Raw genomic sequence first — 15,199 nt, forward strand, 5'->3', positions numbered from 1 at the left:
TTATTAAGCCATTACTTTACTAACCTGCACAGTGGGTGCTATATTTGTGAAGTTTGGTAAATCTGCTAATATTTCAGCAGCATTTGGTCCGAATGAATTTTGAAAAGATTCTAAAGTTTCAAAGTATAAATTACCCATGGCAGCAAAAGGAGCCTTTGAGTTTGGTGCTACACTTGCAATCCCTTCCTCTACGGTTGCGCCTTTTACCGCATCTCCTAAAAGTTTTGCAACTAATGGAATGTGCGTGTTTAAATAGTAATGAATATCGAATTTTGTTCCTTCTCCGTTTGGATATAGCACGCTTAATTTAATCATACCTTGCTTCATACTGTTTGTTTTTTTTAATTTTTTAAAGATAAGTATAATTAAATTAGATATAACAACTTGATACAGAGGTTTTTAAAAATCACATTAAATTTTAGAGCTTTAAAAACATAATATGGTTAGGATTAGAATGCGTTTCAGAAATTTTAAAATCATAATCACCAACCTTTAAAAACCCTATTTTCTTATAGAATGAAATTGCTTGTTGATTTTCGATCCAAACAGCTAACCAAATGCCAGATTGCTTATTTTCTTTACAAAGAGTCATGTTAAAATTAAACAATACTTTACCCAAACCTAAACCATAAAATTCTTTTAGTAAATAGATCCTACTCATGTAAGCACTATTTTTAGCACCTATATTCTTATGAAACTGATTAAAAACTATTTTTGAATATCCTGCAATTGTGTCATTTTGATATAGCAAATAATAGTGATTATGAATATCGGATACTTCGGTGATGAAATTTTCTTGAGAAAAGTTTATAGCCATATAATTATCAATAGCTACTTTTGGCGCAGAATGTCCATGAGCAGGTAAAAACGATTCAATACTTATTTTTGATAGCAATTGTGCGTCTTTTTCCGTTGCTTTTATAATTTTAAACATATTTCAAAATATAAATAAATAATTGTAAGGATATTGTGACAAACGTATCTGTTAGCGCTATACCAATAGCTTTAAAGAATTTGGTGCAATATTACATTCTTTTTTTAGAAGTTTAGTGTGCAAAAAAAATGAAAACCTATGTTCCTGAAGGTTGTTTTTACAAACGATTATGATTACATGTAAAAGTCCTGTATAACGTCTTTTAAAACTCTTTTTTCCATAAATTGATTTATTTTTGAGGGTTATAAGCGTAAAATTTGATCCATAGTTAGAGCAAGATCATTCGTTTATTTTATAATTGTATTGTTGTTTTTCATTTTTAATATTCAAGAAATAGAAGAATTCTTATTGTAACAGTAGAAAGTAATATAATCCCTTCTAAATTTTACTTTTAAACATGTCAAATAAACTATTTTTGCCACTTAAAATAAAGATAAATTTAAAACAAAAAAATGAAAAAATTGATCATCTTATTCTTAATTATTTCTGCTAATATTTCTTTAGCACAAGATTCCGTAGTACTTCGATTAAAATACGAGAAAGGAGCTACCTATAATGTTTCTATGAAAATGGCTCAAGAAATGGGCACTGTCATGGCAATGGGTATGTCTATTAATATGGATATAAAAGTTACAGACGTACAAGAAGAAACTTATAATAGTGAAATGAAGTTTACAAAAATGACTATGGATATGTTACAAGCGGGCCAAGTTATGAGTTACGATTCTAGTAAGAGTGATGAGGAATTGGATGCTGGTGGAAAAATGATGAAAGCTCAAATGGCGCCAATGTTAAGTGCAGTAATTTATGCAAAAGGGAATAATTTGGGTGAAATTTTAGAAGCAACAGTAACCCCTAATGTGATGGGAATGGAAGATATTGCAAAACAATCTAGTAGTGTTGTATACCCAAAAGAAGCTATAAAAGTTGGCAGTACCTGGACAAATTCTAAAGATGAAAAAGGAATGAAGCTAGAATATGTTTATACCGTAAAGTCTATATCTAAAGATATGATTGCACTAGATTTATCGGGTACAGTTTCCGGAATGGGAGAGGGTGTAATTACAGGAAATATGGATATTGATAGAAATTCTGGAATTCCTAAAAATTCTTTAATAGACATGACTTTATCGTTAAGTGGGCAAGAAATGAAATCGAAAGTAACCATGGGAATCAATAAAATATAGGTATCTAAAAGACTAATTTTATTTTTGTAACAAACTTTTAAAAGTGTCTGTATTTTATAAAAATTCGGGCACTTTTTTAGTTGAGCTTCGGTTTTAGTTTACAAGCTTTGAAGTCTTAAGCAAGTGGTAGTTTGATAATAAATCTAGAGCCAACAGATATTTCACTTTCTGCGGATAAGGTACCATTGTTTAGTTCTACAAAATCTTTGCAAATTGCTAAACCAAGACCTGTTCCTGATTCATTGTTGGTTCCTTTAGTAGACGTTGTTTTATCAACATGAAATAAAGTACTTACTTGTTTTTCAGACATACCTACACCATTGTCTTCAATTATAATTTTAATTTGCTTGTCTTCGATAGAGGATTTAATTTTAATAGTACCCCCTAGATTTGTGAATTTAATGGCATTTGATAATAAGTTGCGAAGAACCGTACTACAAGAATTTTTATCTGCGTAAGCAAATGTTTGCGCACTAACTGCAGTAACTAGTTCAATATTTTTATTTTTTAACTGTAATTTTTTTAAATCAGCACAATCGTTTACCAAATCTAGAATATTTAATTTTTCTAGCTTAATTTCTAAGTTTTTTGTTTGTGCCCGTGACCAAGTTAATAAGTTTTCTAGTAATTTAAATAAACTTAAACTGGAACTATAAACTTGCTTTGTTATTTCATTTCTTTCATCTTCAGAAAAAGATTTAGGGTCATTTACTAACATTTCTAATAAACCAACTAAACTTCCAAAAGGGCCTTTTAAATCATGCGCTAGAATGGAGAAAAATTTGTTCTTTGAGGCAATTGTTTTGTCTAATTCTTTTGTTCTTGTCAACACTAATGTTTCCAATTCCTTTTTAGTGTTTTCTAGGTTTTTTTGCTTTTCTTGCCTTTGACTTACAATAACATTTAGTAGTAAAAATACCAAAACACCAATACCAATAAACAAACCAATAGAGATGGTACGGACAAAAAAATAGCTTTCTAATGCTTCTCTTTTATTTATTTTTGTAATCAAACCGATACCTAATTCTTCATCCCATTGGCTTACTTTATAAACATCTTTTTTTTCAAATTTATTAGTTTCTGTAATATCGTAATTTACTTTAACCACTGTATCTATTACTAAGAGGTCTTTGTCGTTTTCATTTGAGTTGGGGATACTTAAATCTAAACGCTCTTGTAATCCTTCATGAAATCTAGTTTTACTTATAATTTTACCACTTTTATTATAGGCGTAGGTTTCTCCGGTTTCTCCAATAGCCCCAATTTCTAATATTCTTGAAAAATCTTTTTTAGTGTCTATCCGAAATGTCAGTACAGCTATAATATGACCATTATCAATAATAGGAGTAGCTATAAACATCGTCTCCCATGAAATATTACCGTATTTGGCAGAAAGTGGTACATCTGATTTTATAGGAGGTATTAATAAGGTTTTTCCTTTTGTAAATACTTGGTCCAGCAAGTTTTTATTTTGTTCTGCTATTAAATTATAGGTTCCTATATTTTCATTACGCATAGAAAATACACTTCTATAATCTGGACTTATAATAAAAGAGCCTAAATCTTCATGGGTATTTAAAATAGGAGTAAAAAAAATTCTTAAATCTTTAATAGTTTCAGAAGATGCTAGTGCTACAGAATCTTGAGGTAAGTTGAGTAATTTTTTAGTACTTTCAAGAACATAATTATTTTTTGCAATTTCATTTATATTTTCCTTCCGTCCTCTTAGCCATTGATGTAAAGCTTCAGCACTAGATTTATTAATGCTGATGAGTGCGGTCTTTGTTTTATGAATATCGTACTCTTTTATTTTCTGCAGGCTTAGGTAAGAGGCTAAGGCAGATATCAGTAAAAATATAAATAGTAATAGGTATTCTTTGCTTTTTAGTTGTAAAATTTTTTTCAAAAGACGGTCTGAATGGTGATAAAATTAATTCTGTTTAGAGGGAGAAGCAAATATAATATTTTTTTATATGTTATAAAAATGTTAATTTTTGTGAAAATTGGTGGAATGTAAGCATCCGTTTTAATGCAATATTAACTCTAAAACTATTTGAGGACCAGTTTCATTGAAACACAAAACCTCTTTGTAAAAACAAAGAGGTTTTAATAAATATATAGGTTATGGCTATTATTTAATCAATTCATAACTTCTTTTTATGAAACTTGTTAACTCTTTACCATGTAAAAGGTTTTGAGATAATTTAGCCAAATCAAATGCTTGAGAAATTAAGTGTTTTTGAGTAGCTTCATCTTTTTCTTGTAAAATATTAGAAATTAATGGGCTATTTGTGTTGACCACTAAATTGTACATGTCAGGGAAATTACCCATTCCCATCATTCCGCCACCGCCAGAAGCTTGCATTTCTTTCATTCTTCGCATAAATTCTGGAACTGTGATGATAAACGGAGATGCATCAGAATCCATCGCTTCTAATTGAACAGTATAGGTTTCTTTAGGAACATTTTCTTCAATAATTGGCTTTAAAGTTTCTTTTTCTTCATCCGATAATTTAGAAATTACAGCTTCATCTTTCTTGATTAAGTTATCAATAAAATCGGCATCCACTCTGGTGAATTTAATTTTTTCTCCAGACCCTTCTAACTTCTGCATTAAATGCGAAATAATTGGAGAATCTAAAACTAATACTTCATAGCCTTTTGCAGTTGCAGATTCTATATAACTATGTTGAGCTTCTTTATTAGATGTGTATAAAATAACATGATTACCATCTTTATCCGTTTGAGTATCTTTTGTTTTTTCAATGAATTCATCAAACGTAAAATAAGTATCTGCTACTGTTGGATACAGTGCAAATTTCTTCGCTTTATCAAAGAATTTATCCTCAGACAACATTCCGTATTCAATAATTACCTTAATATCGTTCCATTTCTTTTCAAAATCTTCACGATCTTTTTTAAATAAAGAGGTTAATTTATCGGCTACTTTCTTGGTGATATATCCAGAGATCTTTTTCACCGCTCCGTCTGCTTGTAAGTAAGAACGAGAAACATTTAAAGGAATGTCTGGAGAATCAATAACCCCTTTTAACATTTGTAAAAAGTCAGGTACTATGCCCTCTACATTATCGGTTACATATACTTGATTTTGGTATAACTGAATTTTATCCTTTTGCATATCCATAGACGGACTTAACTTTGGGAAGAATAAAATTCCTGTTAAGTTAAACGGATAATCTACATTTAAATGAATATGGAATAAAGATTCTTCAAATTGCATTGGATACAATTCTCTGTAGAAATTATTATAATCTTCATCTTCTAAATCAGCCGGTTTTTTGTTCCATGCAGGATTTGTGTTGTTGATGATATTGTCAACTTCAATTTGTTTGTGAGGTTCCGTAGTTTCTTTACCGTCTTTGTCTTTTGTAGTTTTCGGTGTAAAGTCAGGATCGTTTATTTTTTTAGTTCCAAATTTAATTGGCACTTGGTTAAAACGATTGTATTTAGTTAATAAACCTCTAATTCTTTCTTCTTCTAAAAACTCGGTAGAATCTTCTGCAATATGTAAAACGATTTCTGTACCTCTGTCGGCTTTGTCATGTTCTACAAGCGTATATTCAGGAGAACCATCACAAGACCAATGTGCAGCAGGTTCATCTTTAAAAGATTTTGTATAGATGTCTACTTGCTCTGCCACCATAAAGGCAGAATAAAAACCTAGACCAAAATGCCCAATAACACCGGTTTCATTTTTATCATCTTTATATTTTTCTAAAAATTCTTCTGCTCCAGAAAATGCAATTTGGTTGATGTATTTTTCAACTTCATCAGCGGTCATTCCTAAACCTTGATCTTTAATCGTTAGGGTTTTAGCTTCTTTGTCAATACTAATTTCAATTTTAGCATCGCCTAATTCAGTTTTTGCTTCACCAATAGAAATTAGGTGTTTTAATTTTGTGGTTGCATCTGTACCGTTAGAAATCAATTCACGTAAAAAGATTTCATGATCAGAATACAAGAATTTTTTAATCAGCGGAAAAATATTCTCTACTGCTACATTAATGTTTCCTTTTGCCATGTTATATAAGTTTTGTTTAACTTTATTATTTGTGATACTAATTAGACAAAAAAAATACCAAACAATTATTTATGACAAGATGACATAAAAAAACCACTCTGGTAATAAGAGTGGCTTTTAATTAAAAACTAAAACAAGATTAGTTTTTAATGGTATTCTCGATATTTATGGTCTTTTTATTTTTTACATAGGTATCTAACCATTGATCTTGTTCCCAAAGCATATGCATAATAGATTCTTTTGCACGATACCCATGACTCTCTTTGGGTAGCATTACTAATCTTACGGTTGCGCCTAAACCTTTTAAAGCATTAAAATATCGCTCACTTTGTAAAGGATAAGTACCTGAGTTATTGTCTGCAACTCCATGAATTAATAATAAAGGAGTTTTCATTTTATCAGCATGCATAAAAGGAGACATATTGTAATAAACATTCGGAGCTTCCCAATAACTTCGTTCTTCACTTTGAAAACCAAAAGGTGTTAACGTTCTATTATAAGCGCCACTTCTAGCTATTCCTGCAGCAAAAAGATTGGAATGCGATAATAAATTGGCTGTCATAAAAGCGCCATAACTATGACCACCAACAGCCACTTTATTTCTGTCTATAAAACCTAAATTGTCTACAGCATCAATTGCTGCTTTTGCATTACCCACTAATTGCGTTCTAAAAGTGTCATTAGGTTCGTTAGATCCTTCACCAACAATAGGAAAAGCAGCATCATCTAAAACTACATACCCTTTTGTAATCCAGTAAATTGGAGATCCCCAGTAAGGGTATACAAATTCATTTGGGTTTGCAGTACTTTGTGCAGCACTAGCTTTATCTTTAAATTCTCTTGGATATGCCCATAAAATCATCGGGTATTTTTTACCTTTTTCATAGTTAAGTGGTAAATAAAGCGTGCCTTCTAAATCTAATCCATCATTACGTTTATAGTTAATAACACGTTTATTTACATCTTCTAAGCTTTTAAAAGGATTTTCAAAAGCAGTAATTGCTTTGATACTTTTCTTTTTTATATTTCGAATGTAATAATTTGGATATGCTGTTTGTGATTCAAGACGAACTAAGATCTCTCCATCTTTCATGTTAATTGCTGAGCTCAACGTCTCCAATTTATCTGTATACTCAGATTGATAGATACGCTTCTTTTTATTGGTTTTTACATTATACTCATCAACAAACGGAAATTGTCCTTGCTCAGTAAAACCAGCACCCATCAAGAAGATTTTATTGCCTTGTATGGCTAGTGTGTTTCTACCAAACTCATTTTTAGCAGTAACAAAGGATCCAGGGTCGCTGTAAACATCTTGATAACTTCTGTCAGAAATTATTTTTGCTTCGCTGTTAACATCAGATGGGGTAAATAAATATGTTTTTGTATTTCTAGTGTTCCACCAATAGTCAGTTGCGATAGCGATGTCATCATTTCCCCAGTCAATACCTGAAAAACGTTGTAAAGTTTTTAAAATCAGTTTAGGGCTAGTATTAAAAGGAGCATTTAATTGGTATACAGCATCTCTATACTTCACTTTTATCTCCGGGTCTCCATTGTCTAGAGCTTCTGCCCAAACTAAGGTTGCTGGTTTGTCATCTCTCCATTCCATATTACGTTTTCCTGTTCTTGTAGCCATAAAACCTTTGGGTCTAACTTCGTCTAAGGGAACATTATTTACAGTTTTTACCAATTTGCCATTGAGATCATAAATGTTGCTTTCACTTGGAAAACGCGAATAGGTAACCAAATAAGAAAAAGGGCGTTTAATTTTTGTAATCATCACATAATTTCCATCAGGAGAAAAACTAATTCCCCGATACATATCAGAAGGAAGAAAGTCTTTAACTTCTCCAGTAATAGAAACTTTTTTTATTTCTGATGATGATAATTGTTCAAAATTAAATTCATCATTCGGCGTTTTTAATAAATCTTGATATGTTCTATTTTGAGCTTTAGAACCATCACTAACTGAAACTGTAGGACCATTTGGCACTGCAGTACTAGAATCTATTAAAGGTTTTCTATTTTTAGGCAATGTTTTAATTAGTAAATGTTGGTTATCTTTAAACCAATTTATGCTTTCTCTCATATTTGCATTGATAGTTGCATCGGTAATTTTAGTTGCATTTCCTTCACTTACATTTAAAACCCATACTTCTACACCTGTTTTTGTTGTATTTAGACAAGCAATCATACTTTCATCTGGAGACCAACTAAAACCTGATAAACGAGGATTTTTTGGCAAACCTGTTACTTGTTTAGTTTCTTTATCTCCAATTTTTTTTACTTTTAAATTTGTATAATAGGTAGTTCTACTTCCAATATTAGTAATAGGGTTAATCCGTAATCCAGCTAATCGCAACTCTTTCTCAGAAAGTTCAGCAATGGATTTATATTGATTCCTGTAGAGAAGTACCATGTGTTCACCTTTACTGTCAATTTGAACTCCAGGAGCCAAATCTGCATCTGCTAATTCTAAAATTTCTTTAGGAGGTTTTTGATATGATAAATTTTCTTGAGCGTACGAATAAGTAGCTAAGAATACTATAATTAGTAGCATTTTTGTTTTCATAAGTATTTGATTTTTGACCAGTTAATTGGATTTTGAATAAATATAGTGAAAAATAATATGTTTTAGAAAAGTTATTTAAAAGTGAAAAATTGGTTTTGTAAATAATCGTACTTTTTTTATCCTGTGTTGTTTTAAATATCCCTCAACATTTCAGTTGTATTTTTGTTTTTCCAAGTTCCCCCAGTAAAATCGGGAACTTTAATAGAAGTACTATTTTGGGCTACAGATAATTCTGAAAGCGGTGTAATAGCGCTCCATAAAACACTGTCATATACGTTAATATCTAATGGTAATCCTTTATTTAAACAGCGTATTAACCTAAAAATCATGACAAAATCCATTCCTCCATGGCCTACAGAATTATCAGAAATTTGTGTTTTTAATTTGCTCCAAAGCGGATGGTTGTATTTTTCTCTATAAGCGTCATATTGGTCCTTTTCGAGCCATTGATGCCCCCACCAAGCCAATTGCTCTTCATTGATATATAATTTTGATGGATATCCTTCATGCACCGCTTTGGTTCCGATAACAGTATTTAAACGATCATAAGGTCTGCCAGAATGTACATCAAATTGCAGCATTATGGTTTTTCCTAACTTGGTTTTAATCATGGAGGTGTTCATATCACCACATTTCACGTTAGAGAATTTATCAATTCCGGCTCGTTTTGCCGCATCACTCAATCCTTTTTCACGAGAACTCATAGAAACTACATGATCAAAAGTATCGCCACGACCAATATCCATATATTGGCTAATAGGCCCTAAACCGTGCGTTGTATAGAAATTTCCATCTTTTTTTAAATGATGTTTTATACGCCATTGGTCTTCGTAATAGGTTTCATCTAATAAATGTTTTCTTAAATCGTGAATGTAAGCACCTTCTGCGTGTGTTAAATCGCCAAAAACACCTTGATTTATCATATTTAAAACCCATAATTCTTCATTATTAAAACAGCAGTTTTCCATCATCATACAATGTTGCTGGGTTCTTTCTGCAGTTTCAACCAATTTCCAACAATCGTCTAAAGTATATCCGATGGGTACTTCAGAAGCTACATGCTTGCCTTTTTCCATTCCATACAAACACATTTCTGTATGCAGTTCCCAAGGAGTTGCAATGATTAGTAAATCAATATCATCTCGATTAACCATTTTTTTCCATTCATCAGGATTTCCGAAATAAGCATCCGCAGTTGTGTTATGTGTTTTTTTAAGATGTGCATTTAATTTGTCAGTTTTTTCTTTTCGTAAATCAGAAATAGCAACCACAGTAGCATTGTTATTTTTTACCAACCAATCAAACATTTGAATTAATGTTTGTCCTCTATTGCCCGCGCCAATAATACCAACTCTTACATTGTCAATTTTAGGAGCTTTAAGACCAAAGGCAGTACCTTTTGCGCTTTTATGAAGTAAGGCATTTGTTTGCTCTATGGTTTCTTCTTTGCAAGAAACGGTAGTTGATAAACCCAAAAAAACGGCGGCTTTTGTAGAGAGTGATAAAAAATCTTTTCTGTTCATGAGTGTTTATAAATTTTATTAAATGAAAGTACCTATTGTAAAGATATAAATTTATTAGTATGTTTGACTATTCAATTTTGTGAATAGAATAAAAAACCTCATGTAATATTATGTATAATTCAAAAATAACGGGTCTTGGATACTATGTTCCTGAAAATGTTGTGACCAACAATGACTTAAAGGAGTTTATGGATACTTCTGATGAATGGATTCAGGAAAGAACTGGTATTAAGGAGCGTCGATGGATCGACCCCAAAACTGGTGATAACACCTCTTCCATGGGAGCAAAAGCTGCCAAAATAGCCATAGAAAGAGCGGGTTTAACCAAAGATGATATTGACTTTATTGTCTTTGCAACTTTGAGTCCGGATATGTATTTTCCTGGAGGTGGAGTTCGTGTACAAGATATGTTAGATATGCCAACGATTGGTGCTTTAGATGTTCGTAATCAGTGTTCTGGATTTATATATGCTATGTCAGTTGCAGATCAATTTATAAAAACAGGGATGTATAAAAACATTTTGGTCATTGGTTCTGAAAATCATTCTGGAGGATTAGAAAAATCGACTAGAGGTAGAGGTGTTACTGTAATTTTTGGAGATGGAGCAGGAGCTGCAATTTTATCGAGAAGTGAGGAAAAGGGGAAAGGAATATTGTCAACTCATTTACATTCAGAAGGGAAACACGCCAGAGAATTAATGCTAGAAGGACCAGCGACAGGAAGATGGGTTCCAGAAATTTTAGCTGAAAATAATCCAGATGATCAGTCGTATTTTCCGTATATGAACGGACAATTTGTTTTTAAGCATGCTGTTGTTCGTTTTTCTGAGGCCATTGTAGAAGGCTTACAAGCCAATAATCTGCAGAAAGAAGATATTGATATGTTAATTCCTCATCAAGCGAATTTAAGGATTGCACAATTTATTCAAAAGAAATTTAGATTGTCTGATGATCAGGTGCATAACAACATTCAAAAATATGGCAACACAACAGCAGCTTCTGTAATTATTGCTTTAACAGAAGCTTGGGAATTGGGTAAAATAAAGGAAAATGATTTGGTTGTTTTAGCTGCTTTTGGTAGCGGTTTTACTTGGGGAAGTGTGGTAATGCGTTGGTAAAAGTTTTCAGTATTTTAATGAAAAGAAGATATAAAGTACTGTTATTGATTTCAAATATTGGTTTGATTGTTGTCGGATTAAATATTTTTTTGAATTTTATTCCTTTTGAAAATTCGAAAGTCAATCCAATTTTAATTTTGTTTTTCTGTTTGATAAATATCTTATTAGGATTAGTGGCTTCGTTTGAAGCTACTAATTCTAAATGATTTTTTGATGTTCTGGGTGCGTTACAAATTAAATGTTTTAAAAATACTCTTTTGTGATTGAGTTTCTCTAAATCTTTTCAAATTAATTTTAAAGTATTGTTAAATTTTTAACAAAGGTATTTATTTTGTTTTAAAAAAGACTACTTTCGTTAGACAGAAACCAAAAAGCACATACAAATTTATGAAATCAATTGTTTTAAAATCCGTTTTATTTGTTGCTTTAACGTTGTTTTCTTTCAATATAAATGCGCAAAAGATTAGCGGTAAGGCAACATACATGTCTAAAGCTAAAATGGAACTTGGTAATTGGGGAGCAAGATTAAGTGAAGCTAGAAAAAAAGAAGTGGCTGCTCGATTAAAGAATAGATTAGAAAAAACGTATGTATTAAGTTTTAATAATATAGAGTCTTCTTTTTTAGAAGAGGAAAAAATTGATGCAATTTCGGGAGCTACCGATTCTTGGGGAGGGTATTTTTCTAGAGGAGATCATTATAAAAATATTAGTGATCAGAAATTAGTTCAAAGTCAAGAATTTTATGGAAAACGTTTTTTAGTTAAAGATGATTTGTATAAGATTAATTGGACAATGGGTACAGAGACTAAAAAAATTGGCGAGTATACTTGTTACAAAGCAAAAGCTTTTATTCCGTCAGCTGAATTAAGTTGGTATGATTTTTCTTGGAGTGATTTAGCACCAAGCAACGACGCTGCAGAAGGTGATGAAAAAGTAGAGGAGAAATTAACAATCGTAGAAGCATGGTATACGCCTCAAATCCCTGTAAGTCAAGGGCCAGCAGAATTTTGGGGTTTACCCGGTTTAATTTTAGAAGTAAGCGCAAACAACACAACATTATTATGTATTGAAGTTGCTATCAGTAAAGATGATAAAGTGTCAATTGTAGCTCCAGAAAAAGGAAAAGAGATTACAAAAAAAGAATATACATTAACGGTACGAGAAAAAATGGTTGAAATGAGAAATAATAGAATGGGAAGAAGGCGAGGTTAAAATTTATTTTAAACTTTTATGCTTGTTGCTAATTCAATATTTTTATTTTTTAAGGGAAAAAAAATACTCAAATTTTACAACGTAAAATTTGAGTATTTTCATTAAATAATGATGTGCTAATGTAATTTTTTGACAATTAGATTTTCAACTAGAAACCACCACCGCCACTTTTAATATTATCATCTCGTTGTCTTCGTTGTTTCGCTCTATTTTTTCCGTTACCAAATCTGTAATTAAAACCAAGATATGCGGTTTGACTTTCCCAATTAAATTGTCCGTTTTGCACAAAAGGTCTATCTGAATTAAAGGCAAATTTCATTCCTCTAAAAATATCATTGACTCTAAAATTAAGGGTTCCTTTATCATCCAAAACCTTTAGACTGGCCCCAGTATTTATCATCCACATGTTTTGTGTTTTCCATTGTATATCTTCTTGTGGGCCACGATACATGGCAAATAATTGGATATTTAGTTTTTTAGAAATTTTAAAGCTATTGCTAATTCTTGAATTAAAAACTTGGTTGGTAACTTCTAGTCTTTCAGCATTAGGATTTACTAAATCTACCGTGCCAAATTGTTTTTGAGAGTAGAAATCCATACTAGAATTTAAGCTCCACCAATTTGCAACTTTGTAGTTTACAGAAAATTCTAAACCAAATGCATCTGTGTCATCAAAATTAGTCCAAGAAAGAATTTGTTTTACATTCGTGGGGTCGTTTGGATCTTTGTATGTTACACGAGAAATATTATCGCTTATAGCCCTGTAAAATGTACCAAAGGTTACAGAACCATTTTTAATTTTACGGGTGTAGTTTACTTCAAAAGAATTTGTAAATTGAGGTAAAATAGCAGGATTTCCTATAGAAGTAATTAATGGTGTACTCCACTCTCTAATAGGATTTACTTGTCCAATTCCTGGTCTATCAACTCTTCTGCTATAACTTAATTGAAATTGATTTTTTTCTGAAGGGTTAAAAGTAAAAAAAGCAGAAGGATAGATACTAAATATATCTTGCTCCACATTTTCAGAGGTATTACCAACTCTATTAAAATTACCAGTAGCTTCAAATTGCTCTAATCTTGCTCCTAATTGCATGGTAACTTTACCAAAACTATGACCATAATTTGCATAAGCAGAATAAATTTTTCTGCCGTAATCAAAATCAGAATTTCCTAGAGGTTGTATGGTGGCATTTCCTTGATTATCGAAAATAATTTCTTCTTGGTCTGTATTATTGATGTTAGAAGTATTGTCTTCTCTGTATTCTAAACCCAATTCTAATTTTCCTTTTTCCGAAATAGGATTCGTATAATCTAAATTGATTAAAGTATTATTTTGTTCTCTTAAAATGTCGTTTGTGAAGTTTAAAACTTTAAAATCATCATCAGTAGAATTTGAGGTTAAGTTGCTGTTTTCAGAATCTTCAGGGGCAGTTGTATCAGAATAAGTCGCCTCAAACTCAATATGATGTCCTTCTTTTTCAAACTCCCTTTTGTAATTAATGTTGTAAGCTCCTGTTTGATTTTCTTGCAATTGTAAAAAAGGTGCATTTGAAAGTGTCACGCCATTTTCTAAAACAAGTATTCTTGCTCTTCCATTGCCATCATACCAATTTTGAGTTGTGTAAAAAGAGAAGGTATTTTTTTCGTCTAAATAAATATCTGCCCCTAATTTTATTAAATGAGATGTATTATCATTCTGAAATATAAAGTCTTGTAATCTATTGGCATCAGGTCTGTTTACATATCCAAAATTGTAATTATCACCGCCATTAAAACCATAATTACCAAAGATATTTACTTTTCCGCTTTTGTAATTTACATTTGTAGAGGTGTTATAACGTACATAATGACCCGCAGTAATTCCTGCATCAATAGAACCATTAAAGCCCATGTTGGCGTTTTTATTTAAAATAATATTGATAATGCCGCTCATGCCTTCTGGGTTGTATTTTGCCGATGGATTGGTAATCAATTCGATGCTTTTAATAGAACTAGAAGGAAGCTGTTTTAATAATTGAGCTGCAGAAATATTGGTTGGTTTTCCGTCTACCAAAACACGAACGTTTTCATTTCCTCTTAAACTAATGTTCCCTGTTTGGCTATCTACACTCACAGATTGTACATTGTTTAACAATTCAGAAGCAGTAGTACCAGCAGAAGTTAAATCTTTACCAACATTAATTACCTTTCTATCTACTTTTTGAACAACCGTAGAAGTTTCTGCTCGGATAATTACTTCATCTAAAGAAGCGCTATCTTCGATTAAAAAAATAGTATCTAAATTTATTTCCTTAGATGAATTTGTAATTTCTATTTTTTTAGAAAATATTTTATATCCTATATACTGAACTTCTACAAAGCTGTTTCCCATAGGGATGTCTTTTATTTTAAAAAATCCGTTTTCATCCGTAATACCTCCAGTAATAATTTTTTTTGACATGTCTCTTACCACAATGTTTACATAGGGTAAACCTTCTTTAGAGTTATTATCGATTACTTTACCGGTTATTAATCCAGGTTTTAGAAGGTTGTTTTTTGCTAATTGGCTAAAAGAATTTGCCGATGCAATAAACATTATAAATAGTAATAATTTTTTCATTTTGGT

At 31.4% G+C, this 15,199-nt stretch carries 10 protein-coding genes; 3 read left to right on the plus strand and 7 right to left on the minus strand.

Annotated features, from left to right (window positions below; genetic code table 11):
- Positions 1-3: 3 nt before the first annotated feature.
- The gene (locus K8354_RS01885; RefSeq protein WP_223444977.1) at positions 4-327 is read right to left on the minus strand and encodes an EthD family reductase; all 324 of its coding nucleotides are present in this window, start codon (positions 325-327) and stop codon (positions 4-6) included.
- 91 nt (positions 328-418) lie between these two features.
- On the minus strand, positions 419-934 hold the full coding sequence (locus tag K8354_RS01890) for a GNAT family N-acetyltransferase (protein WP_223444979.1): 516 nt from the start codon (positions 932-934) through the stop codon (positions 419-421).
- A gap of 452 nt (positions 935-1,386) precedes the next feature.
- Between K8354_RS01890 and K8354_RS01895 the strand changes: the two genes are divergently transcribed.
- Positions 1,387-2,121, plus strand: coding sequence for a DUF6263 family protein (locus K8354_RS01895; protein WP_223444980.1), 735 nt, complete (start codon positions 1,387-1,389; stop codon positions 2,119-2,121).
- A 115-nt stretch (positions 2,122-2,236) separates the two neighbouring features.
- On the opposite strand, the gene K8354_RS01900 is transcribed toward K8354_RS01895, so the two are convergent.
- The 4 genes from K8354_RS01900 to K8354_RS01915 form a co-directional block, all read right to left on the minus strand.
- On the minus strand, positions 2,237-4,027 hold the full coding sequence (locus K8354_RS01900; protein WP_223444981.1) for a sensor histidine kinase: 1,791 nt from the start codon (positions 4,025-4,027) through the stop codon (positions 2,237-2,239).
- A gap of 225 nt (positions 4,028-4,252) precedes the next feature.
- Positions 4,253-6,163: a molecular chaperone HtpG gene (gene htpG / locus K8354_RS01905; RefSeq protein ID WP_223444982.1), complete on the minus strand. Its 1,911-nt coding sequence runs from the start codon at positions 6,161-6,163 to the stop codon at positions 4,253-4,255.
- Between the two features lie 139 nt (positions 6,164-6,302).
- Positions 6,303-8,738 (minus strand): alpha/beta hydrolase family protein, encoded by a 2,436-nt coding sequence (locus K8354_RS01910; RefSeq protein WP_223444983.1) that lies wholly within the window; start codon positions 8,736-8,738, stop codon positions 6,303-6,305.
- A gap of 131 nt (positions 8,739-8,869) precedes the next feature.
- Positions 8,870-10,261, minus strand: coding sequence for a Gfo/Idh/MocA family protein (locus K8354_RS01915; RefSeq protein WP_223444984.1), 1,392 nt, complete (start codon positions 10,259-10,261; stop codon positions 8,870-8,872).
- Between the two features lie 110 nt (positions 10,262-10,371).
- Between K8354_RS01915 and K8354_RS01920 the strand changes: the two genes are divergently transcribed.
- Together K8354_RS01920 and K8354_RS01925 are read left to right on the plus strand one after the other, a co-directional pair.
- Positions 10,372-11,379, plus strand: coding sequence for a 3-oxoacyl-ACP synthase III family protein (locus K8354_RS01920; RefSeq protein ID WP_223444985.1), 1,008 nt, complete (start codon positions 10,372-10,374; stop codon positions 11,377-11,379).
- Between the two features lie 387 nt (positions 11,380-11,766).
- On the plus strand, positions 11,767-12,591 hold the full coding sequence (locus tag K8354_RS01925; protein WP_223444987.1) for a GLPGLI family protein: 825 nt from the start codon (positions 11,767-11,769) through the stop codon (positions 12,589-12,591).
- A 148-nt stretch (positions 12,592-12,739) separates the two neighbouring features.
- Here K8354_RS01925 and K8354_RS01930 read toward each other — a convergent pair whose 3' ends face one another.
- Positions 12,740-15,193, minus strand: coding sequence for a TonB-dependent receptor (locus K8354_RS01930; protein WP_223444988.1), 2,454 nt, complete (start codon positions 15,191-15,193; stop codon positions 12,740-12,742).
- Between the last annotated feature and the right edge of the window lie 6 nt (positions 15,194-15,199).

It is taken from the genome of Polaribacter litorisediminis, from assembly GCF_019968605.1.
Taxonomy (GTDB): Bacteria; Bacteroidota; Bacteroidia; order Flavobacteriales; family Flavobacteriaceae; genus Polaribacter; species Polaribacter litorisediminis.